We start from the raw sequence: 17863 nt of genomic DNA, 5'->3' as shown, positions 1-17863 counted from the left end.
TTGAAACTAAGCAACTATACTATGCGTTTTTCTTATTTTAAGATTTTTACCTCAACTCTCTTTTAGTATTTAACGCAGTTAATAAGGTCTATAATAGTCTAATTTAGGTAGTAAATTTGTTCCTATTCTGTCAACTTTTCCTATTTTTTATCTTATTGAGGTTGGTATTTGTACAATTCAGGAATTATTAATGATTAATTAAAATTTTTTGTTAGAATAAGTTCATAAAAAAGAAAAGGAGTATTTGATCATGTTACAAAAAATTTATGAGCAGATGGCAGATTTTTATAGAAATATTGAAGAAGAGTATGGTACTGTATTTGGTGATCATTTTGACTGGGAACATTTTCATTTTAAATTTTTGATTTATTATTTAGTTAGATATGGCATTGGGTGTCGTAGGGATTTTATTGTTTACCATTATCGTGTTGCTTATCGTTTGTATCTTGAAAAGATGATAATGAAACAAGGTTTTATTTCTTGTTGAGATAGTCTGAGTTAATTTCCGAACTAATTTACTCTTTTATGGAAAGATGATAGTAAATAGCTAGTAATTTTTCTAAATCATTTTTTAATAGTTGGAAATAGCAAATCTTTCTATTGTTTCTTCTTGATAAAAAGGCGATTTTTTATTATAATAAATTGTAAGATATAATTGCAGGTGAGAGTCCTGCCATGTATGTGAGAAAGGAAGAGCCTGAGGGCTCAGACAAGATTATGACTTCAGTTGTTGTTGTAGGTACCCAATGGGGTGATGAAGGTAAAGGGAAGATTACAGACTTCCTTTCAGCGAATGCAGAAGTGATTGCACGTTACCAAGGTGGTGATAATGCTGGTCACACGATTGTGATTGACGGTAAGAAATTTAAGTTGCACTTGATTCCATCTGGGATTTTCTTCCCTGAAAAAATATCTGTCATTGGGAATGGTATGGTTGTAAATCCTAAATCTCTTGTAAAAGAGTTGAGCTATCTTCATGAGGAAGGTGTAACAACTGATAACTTGCGTATTTCTGATCGTGCGCATGTTATTTTGCCTTATCATATCGAGTTGGATCGCTTGCAAGAAGAAGCTAAGGGCGACAATAAGATTGGTACGACAATTAAGGGAATTGGTCCAGCTTATATGGACAAGGCTGCTCGTGTTGGAATTCGTATTGCAGATCTTTTAGATAAAGATATTTTCCGTGAGCGTTTAGAACGTAACCTTGCTGAAAAGAATCGTCTTTTTGAAAAATTGTATGACAGTAAAGCGATTGTTTTCGATGATATTTTTGAAGAATATTACGAATATGGTCAACAAATCAAGAAATACGTGATAGATACATCTGTTATCTTGAATGATGCGCTTGATAATGGCAAACGTGTGCTTTTTGAAGGTGCACAAGGTGTTATGCTAGATATCGACCAAGGTACTTATCCATTTGTTACGTCATCAAACCCTGTAGCTGGTGGTGTGACAATTGGTTCTGGTGTCGGTCCAAGCAAGATTGACAAGGTTGTAGGTGTATGTAAAGCTTATACGAGTCGTGTAGGAGATGGTCCTTTCCCAACTGAGTTGTTTGATGAAGTGGGAGAACGTATCCGTGAAGTGGGTCATGAGTATGGTACAACAACTGGTCGTCCACGTCGTGTAGGTTGGTTTGACTCAGTTGTGATGCGTCATAGCCGTCGTGTTTCTGGTATTACTAACCTTTCTTTGAACTCTATTGATGTTTTGAGCGGTTTGGATACTGTGAAAATCTGTGTGGCCTATGATCTTGACGGTCAACGTATTGACTACTATCCAGCTAGTCTTGAGCAATTGAAACGTTGCAAGCCTATCTATGAAGAGTTGCCAGGTTGGTCAGAAGATATTACCGGAGTTCGCAATTTGGAAGATCTTCCTGAGAATGCGCGTAACTATGTTCGTCGTGTGAGTGAATTGGTTGGCGTTCGTATTTCTACTTTCTCAGTAGGTCCTGGTCGTGAACAAACAAATATTTTAGAAAGTGTTTGGTCCTAAGAGATTTTTAAGATTTGTTTAAGATAGGTCGGGTATATTATAGACAGTTACAAGAAGACCTCCTAACTTGTTGTAACAAATATCCTAAACTTTTCTTTTTCATAATAATCTCCCTATAGAGTCACCGCATTCGGTGGCTTTTTTTGTGTTGGGATTCATGATATAATAATAAAATCGATAAGTAGGAAAAGAGAAAAGAGATGTATTATACGCTTGAAGAAAAAGAAGTCTTTATGAGGGAGGCTTTGAGAGAGGCTGAGATTGCTCTTGAACACGATGAAATTCCAATTGGTTGTGTGATTGTCAAAGATGGGGAAATCATTGGTCGTGGGCATAATGCGCGTGAGGAATTACAGCGAGCGGTTATGCATGCGGAAATTATGGCTATAGAGGATGCGAACTTGAGTGAGGAGAGCTGGCGCTTGCTGGATTGCACACTTTTTGTGACCATTGAACCTTGTGTCATGTGTAGTGGAGCGATTGGGCTTGCCCGCATTCCAAATGTGGTCTATGGGGCTAAAAACCAGAAATTTGGCGCTGCTGGAAGTTTGTACGATATCTTGACAGATGAGCGTCTTAACCATCGTGTAGAGGTTGAAACGGGAATTTTGGAAGATGAATGCGTAGCTATTATGCAGGACTTTTTTAGAAATAGACGGAAAAAATAATTTTGCTTTTAAAATGAATAGGAATGTGATATAATAAATAGTGGAGCAACAGTTCTGCGTGAAGTGGGTCAGGGGAGGAATCCAGCAGCCCTAAGCGATTTGAATTGTGTGCTCTTTTTTTGTGCTTTTTCCGAATAAATAAGATAGAATAATCTAGAATAAATGATAATAGAAAAGAGAAAATTATGAAAGTTCGTGGTTTTGAATTGGTTTCGAGTTTTACAGATGAAAATTTATTGCCCAAGCGTGAGACAGCGCATGCGGCTGGTTACGACTTAAAGGTTGCTGTGCGTATAGTTGTTGCGCCAGGAGAGATTGTCTTGGTTCCGACAGGGGTTAAGGCTTATATGCAGCCGACTGAGGTTCTCTACCTCTATGATCGTTCTTCAAATCCTCGTAAGAAGGGCTTGGTTTTAATTAACTCAGTTGGGATCATTGATGGGGATTATTATGGAAATCCTGGAAATGAAGGGCATATTTTTGCGCAGATGAAGAATATCACAGACCAAGAGGTTGTTCTTGAAGTTGGGGAGCGTATTGTCCAGGCTGTTTTTGCTACTTTCTTAATTGCAGATGGAGATGCGGCTGATGGCGTTCGAACTGGTGGATTTGGATCGACAGGGCACTAGAATGAAGATTATCTTTGTACGTCATGGGGAGCCAGATTACCGTGAGTTAGAGGAGCGTTCTTATATAGGATTTGGGATAGATTTGGCACCCTTGTCTGAGATGGGACGGCAGCAAGTCCAGAAATTGAGCAAAAATACTTTACTCTCGTCAGCTGAAATAATCGTATCTTCTGCAGTCGCAAGAGCTTTAGAAACAGCTTCGTATGTGGTCTGTGCTACGGGTCTTCCTTTAAGAGTAGAGCCTTTATTACATGAATGGCAGGTCTATAAAACAGGAATAGAAAACTTTGAAACAGCTAGAAGACTGTTTTTAGAAAACAAGGGGGAGTTGCTTCCTAATAGTCCTATTCAATATGAGACAGCTACGGAAATGAAGTCTCGGTTTCTAGAATGTATGTCTAAGTATCGAGAACATCAGACTGTGGTAGTTGTTGCTCATCGAATGCTCATGCGCCAGTTTGTGCCAAATGAGAAGATTGATTTTTGCCAAGTGATTGAGTGTGAGTTAGAGATATAGAAAGAGGTTTGTCATCGCAAAGAAAAAAGCGACATTTGTATGTCAAAATTGTGGGTATAATTCCCCTAAATATCTGGGACGTTGCCCCAACTGTGGGTCTTGGTCTTCTTTTGTGGAAGAGGTTGAGGTTGCCGAGGTCAAGAATGCGCGTGTGTCCTTGACAGGTGAGAAAACCAAGCCCATGAAACTAGCTGAGGTGACTTCCATCAATGTCAATCGAACCAAGACGGAGATGGAGGAATTCAACCGTGTGCTTGGAGGCGGAGTGGTACCAGGAAGTCTCGTCCTCATCGGTGGGGATCCTGGGATTGGGAAATCAACTCTTCTCCTACAAGTCTCAACCCAGTTGTCCCAAGTGGGGACAGTTCTCTATGTCAGTGGGGAGGAGTCTGCCCAGCAGATTAAACTACGTGCAGAGCGCTTAGGTGATATTGATAGTGAGTTTTATCTCTATGCAGAGACCAATATGCAGAGTGTTCGTGCAGAAGTGGAGCGTATCCAGCCAGACTTTCTCATTATTGATTCCATCCAGACCATCATGTCTCCTGAGATTTCAGGGGTGCAGGGGTCTGTTTCTCAGGTGCGTGAAGTGACCGCTGAACTCATGCAGTTGGCCAAGACCAATAACATTGCCATCTTTATCGTAGGTCATGTGACCAAAGAAGGAACCTTGGCTGGGCCTCGTATGTTGGAGCATATGGTGGATACGGTGCTTTACTTTGAAGGGGAGCGTCACCACACCTTTCGTATTTTGAGAGCGGTCAAAAATCGTTTTGGTTCCACTAATGAGATTGGGATTTTTGAGATGCAGTCGGGCGGCTTGGTTGAGGTACTCAATCCGAGTCAAGTTTTCCTAGAAGAGCGTTTGGATGGGGCGACTGGTTCCTCCATCGTTGTAACCATGGAAGGGACGCGTCCGATTTTGGCGGAGGTTCAAGCTTTGGTAACACCGACCATGTTTGGAAATGCCAAGCGTACTACGACAGGACTTGATTTTAACCGTGCTAGCTTGATTATGGCTGTTTTGGAAAAACGGGCAGGGCTTCTCTTGCAAAATCAGGATGCCTATCTCAAATCTGCTGGTGGTGTTAAATTGGATGAACCTGCCATTGACTTGGCTGTTGCAGTTGCTATTGCTTCGAGCTACAAAGACAAGCCAACTAATCCTCAGGAATGTTTTGTCGGAGAACTGGGCTTGACAGGAGAGATTCGGCGCGTGAATCGTATTGAGCAACGCATCAACGAAGCTGCTAAACTGGGCTTTACTAAGATTTATGTACCTAAGAATTCCTTGACAGGAATCACTCTGCCTAAGGAAATTCAGGTCATTGGCGTGACAACGATTCAGGAAGTTTTGAAAAAGGTCTTTGCATAATCCGTGACAAATTTTCTTAAAAATGATAAGATAGGAGAAATGTTTGACTATCAAATTTTCAAGGAGGGAATCGTGTCGTATTTTGAACAGTTTATGCAAGCTAATCAGGCTTATGTTGCCTTACATGGGCAGTTAAATCTGCCACTTAAACCCAAAACAAGAGTAGCTATTGTGACCTGTATGGACTCTCGTCTGCACGTTGCGCAAGCTCTGGGCTTGGCACTTGGGGATGCTCATATCTTGCGGAATGCAGGTGGTCGAGTGACTGAAGACATGATTCGTTCGCTAGTTATTTCCCAGCAACAAATGGGGACAAGAGAGATTGTGGTATTGCACCATACAGACTGTGGTGCTCAGACCTTTGAAAATGAACCTTTTCAGGAGTATTTAAAAGAGGAATTAGGTGTAGATGTGTCAGACCAGGACTTCTTGCCCTTCCAAGATATAGAAGAGAGTGTACGCGAGGATATGCAACTGCTTATCGAGTCTCCCCTAATACCAGACGATGTCACTATCTTTGGTGCCATTTACAATGTTGATACAGGAAGTATGACAGTCGTAGAATTATAAATACTTCATTTAGAAAGAAAGTGTATGAAGAAAAGCAGTATTTTATTTATTTTTATTTTATTGCTATGTATTGGTTTACAGTATGAAACCATCTACTATACGGACGGTTCGAGGTCAGGTGCGGAATATGGACTAATGGGAGTTTCTATCTTTCTAGCTCTCTTTTACATGATTCCAGCTCTTTATTTCATTTTCTGTATTGGGAAAAAATGGGAATTGCCAAAGAAAGCCTTGATTTTGTCTTTATTGGGTGGGATGTTCCTTTCAGGCTGGTTGTCTAGCTTTGCGAATACCTATATCCATGATTTGCTGGGTGTTCTTTTCCCAGATAGTGCATTTTTAAATGCCTTTGAAAGTGCTATTGTGGCTCCTTTGGTAGAAGAACCCTTGAAATTGTTGCCACTTGTTTTTGTTTTGACTTTGATTCCTGTGCGAAAATTAAAATCCTTGTTTTTACTAGGGATTGCTTCTGGTTTGGGATTCCAAATGATTGAGGATATTAGCTATATTCGTACGGATTTGCCAGAGGGATTTGACTTTACTATTTCGAGAATTTTAGAGCGTATTATCTCAGGAATTGCCTCTCACTGGACTTTTTCAGGTCTGGCTGTAGTAGGTGTTTACTTGCTTTACAGAGCCTATAAAGGGCAGATGGCTGGCAAGAAAGAGGGGCTTATTTTCCTAGGTTTAGCCTTGGGAACTCATTTCTTGTTTAACTCTCCTTTTGTAGAATTAGAGACAGAGTTGCCCTTAGCGATTCCAGTGATTATGGCTATTACTCTCTATGGTTTTTATCAGGCTTATCGTTTTGTTGAGAAGCACAATGAGTTGATGAACTAGAATATTTTTCAAAATAATGATGCAAGGGTACAAATATGGTACCCTTCTTTTATTTTTGATTGAAAAATAGTGCAAAAAGCGCTACAATGGTAGATGGAAAATCTTGTGAAAAGCACAAGCGATACATATATACCGGAGGAAATCATGTCTTTTTCTGATTTAAAGCTGTTTGCCCTTTCTTCTAATAAAGAATTGGCAGAACGTGTGGCGCAGGAGATTGGGATAGAGTTGGGGAAATCAAGTGTTCGCCAATTTTCAGATGGAGAGATTCAGGTCAACATCGAAGAATCAATCCGAGGGAAACACGTCTTTATCCTACAATCAACTAGCTCGCCTGTAAATGACAATCTGCTTGAAATTTTGATTATGGTGGATGCTTTGAAGCGTGCGAGTGCAGAATCTGTCAATGTTGTCATGCCTTACTATGGGTATGCACGTCAGGATAGAAAGGCGAGAGCGCGTGAGCCAATCACTTCAAAACTTGTCGCAAATATGCTTGAAGTAGCTGGAGTGGATCGTTTATTGACCATCGACTTGCATGCTGCGCAAATTCAAGGATTCTTTGATATTCCTGTGGATCATTTGATGGGCGCTCCTCTGATTGCAGATTATTTTGAGCGTCGTGGTATGGTTGGTTCTGACTATGTGGTTGTCAGCCCGGACCATGGAGGGGTAACTCGTGCTCGTAAGTTGGCAGAATTTTTGAAAACATCTATCGCTATTATTGATAAACGTCGTAGCGTTGATAAGATGAATACTAGTGAAGTTATGAACATCATCGGTAAGGTTGAAGGCAAGACTTGTATCTTGATTGATGATATGATTGATACCGCTGGAACGATTTGTCATGCGGCAGATGCTCTTGCGGAAGCTGGTGCTGTTGAAGTCTATGCAAGCTGTACGCACCCAGTTCTTTCTGGTCCTGCTACGGACAATATCCAAAAATCAGCTATTAAGAAATTGGTTGTTTTGGATACCATCTATCTTCCAGAAGAGCGTTTGATTGATAAGATTGAGCAGATTTCAATCGCTCATCTCCTAGGGGATGCTATCGTACGTATTCATGAAAAACGACCACTTTCTCCACTTTTCGGTATTGAGAAAAAAATTTAATGACCAAGCCTGAGATGGTTCTCAGGTTTTTTCGTCTTTTTTCCGAATAAATATAGTCAATTGAAACAAGAACAAGACAAAAGAGCCTCGTAAAAGGTATTGCAACTTGGTAATACCTTTTTGAGATGCTTTTTGAGATGAGCCCATGTCTTCTCAATAGGATTGTACTCAGGTGAGTAGGGAGGAAGGGGTAAAAGTTTATGCCCAAACTCTTCACACAAGAATTCTATCCTAGCTATTCTATTGGAATCTTGCATTATCCATAATAATAACTGAGGGTGTATTTAATGTTGGTAAGAGAAATTTCTGAAACCAAGCTTCAAAAAAGTCGCTCGTCATTGTTTCTTGGTAAGTTATTGGAGCGATTAACTCACCATTTGTTAGCCCTGCAACCAAAGAAATCCCCTGATATCTTCTTCCAGAGACTTTACCTCCTATTAACTGACCTTTTGATGAGCAACCATATTCTCGATAAAAGTAAGTATCGAATCCTGTTTCATCAATATAAACAGGTGCTAAGTGCTTTAAACTATTAAAATTCTTAAGAAATAAGGATACTTTTTCTGGGTCTTGTTCATAGTAGGTGTGGTTCTTTTTTTCGAGTGTACCCCATAAATTTGAGCGCATAGTGGATAGTAGTTGGATGACAGCCAAATTCAGAAGCTATTTCAGTCAAATAAGCGTCTGGATTGTCAGTAAGATAGTTTTTAAGTCTATCTTTATCAACTTTTCTTGGTTTTGTTCCTTTTACTTGATGGTTTAGCTCTTCTGTTTCCTCTTTTAGCCTTAACCAGCCATAAATGGTATTACGTGAGATTTGGAAAACCTGTGATGCTTTTGTTATACTACCTGTTCGCTCACAATAGCCGAGAACTTTTTTACGAAAATCTATTGAATATGCCATAAGAAGATTATACAACATTGTGTACTGTTTTTGGTTCATTTTACTATAGATAGAAGCAGTGAATCTAGCAAACCTAGATTTAAAAATGTGCTATAATGAAAGGAGAGAAAGAATGATTCTAAGACATCCGGGCATTAGCTCAACCAATGATTTGGACGCTAAGAAAATTTTCAGCAATCCAGAAATCACTTGTCAATTTATTCGCGATATGCTGGATTTACCAGCAAAAAATGTGACCATTTTGGAAGGAAGTAACATTCACGTCTTGCCTTCTCTGCCCTATTAAGCACAAGATTTCTATACCAGTATTGATGTCTTGGTGGAGTTGGATAATGGAACCCAAGTAATCATTGAAATTCAAGTTCATCATCAGAATTTTTTCATCAATCTCCTGTGGGCTTACTTGTGCAGTCAGGTCAATCAAAATCTAGAAAAAATTCGCCAATAAGAAGGAAACGCTCACCAAAGTTATAAACACATCGCATCAGTATACGCAATAGCTATTGTGGATAGTAATTACTTTCAGGATGATTAAGCTTTTCATAGCTTTAGTATGCGAGAGGGAACGACAGGTGAAGTCTTAACCATCACAAACAATGGACAGGAAAACCATCTAGTCAAGATGGTATTCTTGGAATTAAAAAATACAGAGAAACCAGCAAGGATAGCGTTCGCAAGCCATGGTTGGAGTTTTTCGGGAATAAACCCTTTACCCAGCGCCCCGAGCGAGCCATCAGCCAGGCAGACCAACTGCTAGATTACAAGAGCTGGTCCGAGGAGGACAGGAAAATGTTTAGTCAACTACGTATGCGTGAAGAACAAGCCTTACTCGCTCATGACTATGCATTGGAACAAGCGGAGGAAAAAGACTTAGAGCGTGGTCGTGCAGAGGGGATTGAACAGGGACTGGAGCGTGGTCTTGAACGTGGACGAGCTGAAGGGATTGAACAAGGGCGAGAAGAAGGCTTGGAACGTGGGAAACTTTTTGCCTTTCTGGATATGGTTCGCCAAGGACTTCTGACTTCCGAGGTTGCCAGCCATCAGCTGGGTATGAGCGTCGCTGAGTTTGAGTCCTTGCTATGAGGTCACATTTTTTTAATATAGTAGAAAGTTAATGAAATGGCGAGTTATTTCTAAAATACTTGTCATTTTTGCTTGACATTTGGAAGGGGGATAGGATAATACCATAGAAGTGAGTTCTGTCCAACTATCGATATGGATTAGATATGTGAAGTTTGACTCAAAGTTTAAGAAATTTGTGAGATTTTCACTTGGGAGATACGGTATTTGAAGGGTATTTCATCTCACAAAGGTGTTTTTTCAACCTTTTTTGAAAAAAATGAAAGCTCTTCTAGGCATAAGAAAACACCTCTGTGTTATACTTGTTGTTCAACCACAAACACAAGAAAGGCACAGAGATGCAAGACAATTATACTACAAAAGCCAAACAAAAGAAGGAAAATCAAATAGAGAAATTGCCTCTTTGCTTGGAAAAGCTCCTCAAACTATCCACACTGAAATCAAGCGTGAGACAGTCTGACAATGTCTTGGAAAAGGGCGCTTCAAAGAGGTTTATTCTACCGACTATGCTCAACAGTCTTATGAAAACAATCGCAGGCGCTCGGTCAAGAAATCAAGCTTAACCAAAGAACTAAAGGAAAAGATTCTCCACTATCATAATCAAAAGTTTTCTCCTGAAATGATGGTTATGGCTAAAGGGGTTAACGTGGGAATTTCAACCATTTACTATTGTATTCATAATGGAAAATTGGGATTAATACTAAACTAAAATCAAAAAGCATTATATAATAGTAATATGAAATCAACTAAAGAAGAAATCCAAGCTATCAAAACACTTTTAAAAGACTCTAGTACAGCTAAATATCATAAACGCCTTCAAATCGTTCTATTTCGTCTGATGGGTAAATCTTATAAAGAGATTATAGAGCTTTTAGACTGTAATCAAACAACGATTTGGCCAACTGTAAAAAAATATGAGGAGTTCGGACTCGATTCTCTCCTTCAAGAAATACGTGGTGGTCGTAACCATGCATATATGACAATTGAGGAAGAGAAAGCCTTTCTTGCCCGTCATTTGAAGGCTGCAGAGGCAGGAGAATTTGTTACAATTGATGCCTTATTTCAGGCTTATAAAAAGGAGTTAGGTTCTTCCTACACACGTGATACCTTCTATCAACTCTTGAAGCACCATGGTTGGCGAAATATTAGGCCACGTCCAGCACATCCCAAGAAAGTAGACTCTCAAACCATTGTCGCGTCTAAAAATAAAATCTCAATTCAAGAAGAAAAGAAAGCGCTTTAAAACCAGTAGACCTTTTCGTAAGGTTCGCTTGATGTACCAAGATGAGGCTGGTTTCGGTAGAATCAGTAAACTGGGATCTTGTTGGTCTCCAATAGGAGTAGGTCCACATGTCCATAGTCACTATATACGAGAATTTCGCTATTGTTATGGAGCTGTTGATGCCCATACAGGCGAATCATTTTTCTTAATCGCTGGTGGATGTCATACTGAGTGGATGAACGCCTTTTTAGAAGGGCTTTCACAAGCTTATCCAGATGATTATCTTTTACTCGTTATGGACAATGCCATATGGCATAAATCAAGTACCTTAAAGATTCCGACTAATATTGGCTTTACCTTTATTCCTCCATACACACCAGAGATGAACCCCATTGAACAAGTGTGGAAAGAGATTCGTAAACGTGGATTTAAGAATAAAGCCTTTCGAACTTTGGAAGATGTCATGAATCAACTTCAAGATGTTATACAAGGACTGGAGAAGGAGGTGATAACGTCCATCGTTAATCGGAGATGGACTAGAATGCTTTTTGAAAGTAGATGAGTATAACTGGTTGATGAGACTGTGAAAAGAGCATAAAGACCAGCTTGCAAGCTGGTCATACTCTTCGAAAATCTCTTCAAACCACGTCAGCTTCATCTACAACCTCAANNCCTAGTTTGCTCTTTGATTCTCATTGAGTATCAGTATAGGTTATAAGAATAAGTCTTGCAGGGTTTTGGCAACTCCGTCTTGGTCATTTGTCAAGGGAATTTGCTCATCTGCATAAGGGAGTAGCTCTGGATTGGCATTTTTCATGGCATAACCCTTCCCAGCAAAAGCGAGCATTTCGGTATCATTGTGTTCATCTCCAAAGGCAATCAAATCTTTTTTGTCGCGATTCATTATCTTGAGCAAGTAGTCCAAAGCAAAGGCCTTGTTGACACCTTTTGGGGTACACTCAAGGATATTGAGCGGACCTCCCCAGGTATTGATAGACAGTTGATGCTGGTAGAAGGCGTTCATTTCTTTTGCCAAGGCATATTTGTCACTGGCTCTGGTCTGTAACAGGATACAGTTAGGATCTTTGGTTACTAACTCAGGCTGAAATTGATCTTCAGGCTGGAAAGCTTCTACACCAAATAGTTTAGGATTGGCAATTTCTTCATTGGGATTTGTAATGTAGAATTTTTTACGATATTCTCCAGCGATAAAATCGGCTTGAATGTCCTCTGAACGTCGAACCATGTCTAGCAGATATTTTTTGTCTACCGTCAAACACTTTTCAAAATCCCAAACTTGGTCTGGTAAATGAGTAAGGGAGCCGTTGAAATTAATCATAGGAGTGTCTAAGCCTAGTTCACGGTAGAAATCTTTTGACATGCGGTAAGGGCGCCCTGTCGTAATAATAACCTGATGGCCTTTTTCAGCAACTTTTTTTATGGTTTCTTTGGTAAAGTCAGAAATTTGACTGTCTGAGTTGAGCAGGGTTCCATCCAGGTCAACTGCAATAATTTTTTTCGTCATAGGGACCTTTCTAGTGTCTTTTCAGATAAGATGTCTACTATTATAACAGAAAGCAGGCAGAAAAGCAGATTCCAAACAAAAAATGAAATTGGATTAATTTCTTAAACAAATCAAACAAAGACATTGAAAAAGTGAATGATAAATGATATAATTCTATTATTGTTCGTAAAAATTAAAAGGAGATTGATGATGGACAAATTATTTAAACTAAAAGAGAACGGTACAGACGTTCGTACAGAGGTTCTCGCTGGTTTAACAACTTTCTTTGCAATGAGCTATATTCTCTTTGTAAACCCACAAATGCTTTCACAAACAGGAATGCCTGCTCAGGGCGTCTTCCTAGCGACGATTATTGGTGCAGTAGCGGGTACCTTGATGATGGCTTTTTATGCTAACTTACCTTATGCCCAAGCGCCAGGTATGGGACTCAATGCCTTCTTTACCTTTACAGTTGTATTCGGGCTTGGTTATTCTTGGCAAGAAGCCCTAGCTATGGTCTTCATCTGTGGGATTATTTCATTGATTATTACCTTGACAAATGTTCGTAAAATGATCATTGAATCGATTCCCAATGCTCTTCGCTCAGCTATTTCAGCTGGTATCGGTGTCTTTCTTGCCTATGTAGGGATTAAGAATGCTGGACTTTTGAAATTCACGATTGATCCAGGCAACTATACTGTTGTAGGAGAAGGGGCTGACAAAGCTCAAGCAACGATTGCAGCAAACTCTTCAGCAGTTCCAGGATTGGTCAGCTTTAATAATCCAGCTGTTTTAGTGGCTCTTGCAGGACTTGCCATTACTATCTTCTTTGTCATCAAAGGGATTAAAGGGGGAATTATTCTCTCTATCTTGACAACAACTGTTCTTGCTATTGCAGTTGGTTTGGTTGATTTGTCTAGTATCGATTTTGCTAATAACCATGTTGGTACAGCTTTTGAAGATTTGAAGACAATCTTTGGTGCAGCTCTTGGTTCAGAAGGTTTGGGAGCTTTGGTTTCAGATACAGCTCGCTTGCCTGAAACTCTGATGGCCATTCTTGCCTTCTCATTGACAGATATTTTTGACACAATTGGTACCTTGATCGGTACAGGTGAAAAAGTTGGTATTGTAGCGACAAATGGTGAAAATCACCAATCAGCCAAATTGGATAAGGCTCTTTACTCTGATTTGATTGGAACGACAGTCGGTGCCATTGCAGGTACTTCAAACGTAACGACTTATGTTGAGTCTGCTGCTGGTATCGGTGCAGGTGGACGTACTGGTTTGACAGCCTTGGTTGTAGCTATCTGTTTTGCGATTTCAAGCTTCTTTAGCCCACTTCTAGCGATCGTACCAACAGCGGCTACAGCTCCAATCTTGATTATCGTTGGGATTATGATGTTGGCTAGCTTGAAAAATATCCATTGGGACGATATGTCTGAAGCGGTTCCTGCTTTCTTCACATCTATCTTTATGGGATTCAGCTACTCTATCACTCAAGGGATTGCAGTTGGTTTCTTGACTTACACTTTGACTAAGCTTGTCCAAGGTCAAGTTAAAGATGTTCATGTCATGATTTGGATTTTGGATGCCTTATTTATCCTGAACTACATCAGCATGGCCTTATAATAGAATAACCCAGGGGGATTTTCCCCCTTTTTTAATATAAAGGAGATGAATGATGGAAGAGAAAAGTATGTGGAAAGAATTATTGAATCGTGCAGGCTGGCTGTTAATCTTTTTACTGGCGACAATTTTATATCAGATTCCTATAGGGGTTACTGCTATTTTAACTTTAAATGCAGTACCACTGTTACAGTCAGGACTGATAGTTGCTGGTATTTCGATTGTAGTGTTGTCACTATTTATTTTTGGAGCTCGTAAAACGCAATTGGCAAGTTTTAATTTTTCTTTTTTTAGAACTAAGGATTTGGCACGTTTGGGCTTGAGTTATTTAGTCATTATCTGTTCAAATATACTTGGTTCTATCTTGTTGCAACTGTCAAATGAGACGACAACAGCTAACCAGTCTCAGATTAACGATATGGTTCAGAATAGTTCTCTGATTTCTAGCTTCTTCTTGCTAGCCTTGCTTGCTCCAATTTGTGAGGAAATCTTGTGCCGTGGGATTGTTCCTAAAAAGATTTTCCGAGGCAAGGAGAACTTGGGATTTGTAGTCGGTACGATTGTGTTTGCTTTATTGCATCAACCAAGTAATTTACCTTCTTTATTGATTTATGGAGGTATGTCGACAGTTCTATCTTGGACAGCCTACAAGACCCAACGTTTGGAAATGTCGATTTTGCTTCACATGATTGTTAATGGGATTGCTTTCTGTTTGTTGGCTCTTGTGGTGATTATGAGTCGGACATTAGGAATTTCTGTGTAAAAGTTTTTATGTAGGAACCGACCTCTTTCTACTAGGGAAAGATGAATGCAATCGTGTCCATCTTTTTCTTTTTATGGTAAAATAGAGAAATAATATGGTGAAAAGCCTTGAGGGAGTGACCGAATGTCAAGTAAAACCAATCATGCAAAGACAGCTATTTGCGGAATTATCAATGTAACCCCAGATTCCTTTTCGGATGGTGGTCAATTTTTTGCTCTTGAGCAGGCGCTCCAGCAGGCTCGTAAATTGATAGCAGAAGGGGCTAGTATGCTAGATATCGGCGGAGAATCGACTCGGCCGGGAAGTAGCTATGTTGAGGTTGAGATAGAAGAGGAAATCCAGCGTGTTGTTCCAGTGATTAAAGCGATTCGCAAGGAAAGTGATGTCCTCATCTCTATTGATACTTGGAAGAGTCAGGTAGCAGAGGCTGCTTTGGCTGCTGGTGCCAATCTAGTCAATGATATCACTGGTCTTATGGGTGATGAGAAAATGGCCCATGTGGTTGCTAAGGCTGGTGCGAAAGTAGTCATTATGTTTAATCCAGTTATGGCGCGACCTCAGCACCCTAGCTCGCTCATCTTCCCTCATTTTGGTTTTGGTCAAACCTTTACAGAAAAAGAGTTAGCTGACTTTGAAAAAATGCCAATTGAAGACTTGATGGAGGCTTTCTTTGACAGAGCCCTATCGAGAGCGGACGAAGCTGGAATCGCACAAGAAAATATCCTGTTGGATCTAGGAATCGGCTTTGGTCTGACCAAGAAAGAAAATTTGCTTCTTTTACGGGACCTGGATAAACTACATCAGAAGGGCTATCCAATCTTTCTTGGAGTGTCGCGCAAGCGGTTTGTCATCAATATCCTTGAAGAAAATGGTTTTGAAGTCAATCCTGAGACAGAACTTGGTTTCCTTAATCGGGACACGGCCTCTGCTCATGTAACCAGTATCGCTGCGAGACAGGGGGTAGAAGTGGTACGAGTGCATGATGTAGCTAGTCACAGGATGGCAGTTGAAATTGCCTCCGCTATTCGTCTGGCTGATGAAGCGGAAAATTTAGATTTAAAACAATATAAATAAGATGAAAGAATTTGAAAACAATCAGTGGATTGCTCACTATCGGACGGACCAGCCGCATTTTGGATTGGAACGAATGGTGGAACTGTTAGCTTTGCGTGGCAATCCCCATCTAAAACTCAAGGTCATCCATGTCGGAGGGACCAATGGTAAGGGTTCGACCATTGCTTTTTTAAAAAATATTCTAGAAAAGCTAGGACTGAGAGTTGGCGTGTTTAGCTCGCCCTTTCTCATTCATTATACAGATCAGATTAGCATCAATGGGAAATCTATCCCAGAGGCTAGACTAGAAGCCCTCATGGCAGACTATCAGTCGTTGCTGGAGGGAGAAGCGGCCGCCAATTTGCAGGGGACAACTGAGTTTGAGATAATTACAGCCATAGCCTATGACTACTTTACCTCAGAGCAAGTAGATGTGGCTATCATGGAAGTCGGCATGGGTGGACTTTTGGATAGTACCAATGTCTGCCAGCCCATTTTGACAGGAATTACGACCATTGGATTGGACCATGTAGCCCTACTTGGTGACACCTTGGAAGCCATAGCAGAGCAGAAAGCTGGTATTATCAAACAAGGAATTCCCTTGGTGACAGGTCGTATCGCTCCAGAAGCTTTGGCTGTGATTGACCGCATTGCGGAAGGGAAAGATGCGCCGAGCTTTGCCTATGGGACAGATTATCAAGTTCGTCATCAAGAGAGTGTAATAACGGGTGAAGTCTTTGACTATACTAGTGCTCTCAGACAAGGTCGCTTCCAGACTGGCCTGCTTGGCTTGCACCAGATAGAGAATGCTGGGATGGCCATAGCTTTACTTGATACTTTTTGTCAAGAAGATGGTCGAGAGCTAGCAAGCAATCACTTGCTTGCTCAAGCCTTGGAAGAAACAAGTTGGCCGGGGCGTCTGGAGGTCGTGTCAAGGAACCCCTTGATGATCTTGGATGGGGCCCACAATCCCCATGCTATCAAGGCTTTATTGGCAACCTTGCAAGAACGCTTTGCGGATTATCGTAAGGAAATCCTCTTTACTTGTATCAAAACCAAGGCCTTGGAGGATATGTTGGACTTGCTGGGGGCCATGCCAGATACCGAGCTTACTCTGACACATTTTGACGATAGTCGGGCGACTGATGAAAAAGTGCTTGAAGAGGCAGCTAAGTCTAGAAATCTCAGCTACCAAGGTTGGCAGGATTTTCTAGAGCAGAAATTAACAGATAAAAAAGAAGAGAAACAAACAGTTAGGATTGTCACAGGTTCCTTGTATTTCTTGAGCCAAGTGAGAGCCTATCTGATGGAGAGGAAGAACGAAAATGGATACACAAAAGATTGAAACAGCTGTAAAAATGATTATCGAGGCTGTAGGAGAGGACGTTAATCGCGAGGGCTTGCAGGAAACACCTGCTCGTGTCGCTCGTATGTACCAAGAGATTTTTTCAGGTCTTGGTCAAACAGCGGAGGAACATTTGTCAAAATCCTTTGAGATTATTGACGATAATATGGTGGTAGAAAAGGATATCTTTTTCCATACCATGTGTGAGCACCACTTCTTGCCATTTTATGGTAGAGCGCACATAGCCTACATTCCAGATGGCCGTGTAGCAGGTTTGTCTAAGCTAGCCCGTACGGTTGAAGTTTATTCGAAAAAGCCACAAATTCAAGAACGTTTGAATATCGAAGTGGCCGATGCCTTGATGGACTATCTAGGTGCTAAAGGAGCCTTTGTTGTCATTGAGGCAGAACATATGTGTATGAGTATGCGTGGTGTCAGAAAACCAGGCACTGCCACCTTGACGACAGTAGCTCGTGGTCTATTTGAAACAGATAAGGACCTCCGAGATCAGGCTTATCGTTTAATGGGACTATAATACTCTTCGAAAATCAAATTCAAACCACGTCAGCTTCCATCTGCAACCTCAAAACAGTGTTTTGAGCAGCCTGCGGCTAGCTTCCTAGTTTGCACTTTGATTTTCATTGAGTATA

The 17863-nt window shown here is 40.5% G+C and carries 16 protein-coding genes, 1 other RNA gene and 3 pseudogenes; 18 read left to right on the top strand and 2 right to left on the bottom strand.

All coding sequences use genetic code 11. From position 1 onward, the window contains the following. Positions 1-250: 250 nt before the first annotated feature. The 10 genes from comW to HT719_RS04955 all read left to right on the top strand — a co-directional run bounded on the left by comW (position 251) and on the right by HT719_RS04955 (position 7716). Positions 251-487, top strand: a complete 237-nt coding sequence (gene comW, locus HT719_RS05000; RefSeq protein WP_023937504.1) for a sigma(X)-activator ComW — start codon at positions 251-253, stop codon at positions 485-487. A gap of 230 nt (positions 488-717) precedes the next feature. After that, a complete protein-coding gene (locus tag HT719_RS04995) occupies positions 718-2004 on the top strand; it encodes an adenylosuccinate synthase (RefSeq protein ID WP_000205044.1) in 1287 nt (428 codons plus the stop codon). Positions 2005-2204: 200 nt separating this feature from the next. Next, positions 2205-2672, top strand: a complete 468-nt coding sequence (tadA, locus tag HT719_RS04990) for a tRNA adenosine(34) deaminase TadA (protein ID WP_138699243.1) — start codon at positions 2205-2207, stop codon at positions 2670-2672. A 32-nt stretch (positions 2673-2704) separates the two neighbouring features. Beyond that, positions 2705-2801: signal recognition particle sRNA small type (ffs, locus tag HT719_RS04985), an RNA gene on the top strand. Positions 2802-2857: 56 nt separating this feature from the next. After that, positions 2858-3301 (top strand): dUTP diphosphatase, encoded by a 444-nt coding sequence (locus tag HT719_RS04980; RefSeq protein ID WP_138699244.1) that lies wholly within the window; start codon positions 2858-2860, stop codon positions 3299-3301. A gap of 1 nt (position 3302) precedes the next feature. Next, complete coding sequence (locus HT719_RS04975; protein ID WP_171043301.1) at positions 3303-3818, top strand: histidine phosphatase family protein; 516 nt, start codon at positions 3303-3305, stop codon at positions 3816-3818. Between the two features lie 13 nt (positions 3819-3831). Next, a complete protein-coding gene (radA, locus tag HT719_RS04970; RefSeq protein WP_074017595.1) occupies positions 3832-5193 on the top strand; it encodes a DNA repair protein RadA in 1362 nt (453 codons plus the stop codon). A 72-nt stretch (positions 5194-5265) separates the two neighbouring features. Then, complete coding sequence (locus HT719_RS04965; protein ID WP_007285146.1) at positions 5266-5763, top strand: carbonic anhydrase; 498 nt, start codon at positions 5266-5268, stop codon at positions 5761-5763. A 24-nt stretch (positions 5764-5787) separates the two neighbouring features. Next, positions 5788-6603 carry a PrsW family glutamic-type intramembrane protease gene (locus HT719_RS04960; RefSeq protein WP_172924982.1) on the top strand — a complete coding sequence of 272 codons (816 nt, stop codon included), beginning with the start codon at positions 5788-5790 and terminating at the stop codon, positions 6601-6603. 144 nt (positions 6604-6747) lie between these two features. Continuing rightward, on the top strand, positions 6748-7716 hold the full coding sequence (locus tag HT719_RS04955; RefSeq protein ID WP_000010164.1) for a ribose-phosphate diphosphokinase: 969 nt from the start codon (positions 6748-6750) through the stop codon (positions 7714-7716). A 56-nt stretch (positions 7717-7772) separates the two neighbouring features. Here the strand turns inward: HT719_RS04955 and HT719_RS04950 are convergent. Further along, positions 7773-8620: pseudogene (locus HT719_RS04950) on the bottom strand (IS630 family transposase). Between the two features lie 112 nt (positions 8621-8732). Between HT719_RS04950 and HT719_RS11555 the strand changes: the two are divergent. From HT719_RS11555 to HT719_RS04930, 3 genes and pseudogenes are all read left to right on the top strand, one after another. Beyond that, positions 8733-9703, top strand: a pseudogene (locus tag HT719_RS11555) (PD-(D/E)XK nuclease family transposase). 295 nt (positions 9704-9998) lie between these two features. Next, a pseudogene (locus tag HT719_RS04935) lies at positions 9999-10397 on the top strand (helix-turn-helix domain-containing protein); the annotation flags it as partial. A 39-nt stretch (positions 10398-10436) separates the two neighbouring features. Further along, positions 10437-11484, top strand: a protein-coding gene (locus HT719_RS04930; protein ID WP_172928446.1) for an IS630 family transposase whose coding sequence is annotated in 2 segments (ribosomal slippage) — positions 10437-10933 and positions 10932-11484 — 1050 coding nt in all. Because the reading frame shifts where the segments join, the coding sequence is not laid out codon by codon here. A gap of 150 nt (positions 11485-11634) precedes the next feature. Here the strand turns inward: HT719_RS04930 and HT719_RS04925 are convergent. After that, positions 11635-12447, bottom strand: coding sequence for a Cof-type HAD-IIB family hydrolase (locus HT719_RS04925; protein ID WP_172928444.1), 813 nt, complete (start codon positions 12445-12447; stop codon positions 11635-11637). Between the two features lie 189 nt (positions 12448-12636). Here HT719_RS04925 and HT719_RS04920 point away from each other — a divergent pair, with 189 nt between their 5' ends. The 5 genes from HT719_RS04920 to folE all read left to right on the top strand — a co-directional run bounded on the left by HT719_RS04920 (position 12637) and on the right by folE (position 17748). After that, complete coding sequence (locus tag HT719_RS04920; RefSeq protein WP_172928442.1) at positions 12637-14055, top strand: NCS2 family permease; 1419 nt, start codon at positions 12637-12639, stop codon at positions 14053-14055. A 52-nt stretch (positions 14056-14107) separates the two neighbouring features. Beyond that, positions 14108-14815, top strand: a complete 708-nt coding sequence (locus HT719_RS04915; protein ID WP_171043501.1) for a CPBP family intramembrane glutamic endopeptidase — start codon at positions 14108-14110, stop codon at positions 14813-14815. Positions 14816-14938: 123 nt separating this feature from the next. Continuing rightward, the gene (folP, locus tag HT719_RS04910; RefSeq protein ID WP_172928440.1) at positions 14939-15889 is read left to right on the top strand and encodes a dihydropteroate synthase; all 951 of its coding nucleotides are present in this window, start codon (positions 14939-14941) and stop codon (positions 15887-15889) included. 1 nt (position 15890) lies between these two features. Further along, positions 15891-17213, top strand: a complete 1323-nt coding sequence (locus tag HT719_RS04905) for a folylpolyglutamate synthase/dihydrofolate synthase family protein (protein ID WP_172928438.1) — start codon at positions 15891-15893, stop codon at positions 17211-17213. Further along, the gene (folE, locus tag HT719_RS04900; RefSeq protein ID WP_023940374.1) at positions 17194-17748 is read left to right on the top strand and encodes a GTP cyclohydrolase I FolE; all 555 of its coding nucleotides are present in this window, start codon (positions 17194-17196) and stop codon (positions 17746-17748) included. Before HT719_RS04905 ends, folE begins: the two co-directional genes overlap by 20 nt. Positions 17749-17863: the final 115 nt, after the last annotated feature.

This window comes from Streptococcus sp. k-378 (assembly GCF_013277505.1).
In the GTDB taxonomy this organism is placed as follows: Bacteria; Bacillota; Bacilli; order Lactobacillales; family Streptococcaceae; genus Streptococcus; species Streptococcus pseudopneumoniae.
The sequence above is the reverse complement of the archived record's forward strand: the minus strand, read 5'-3'. Positions and strand labels throughout refer to the sequence as shown.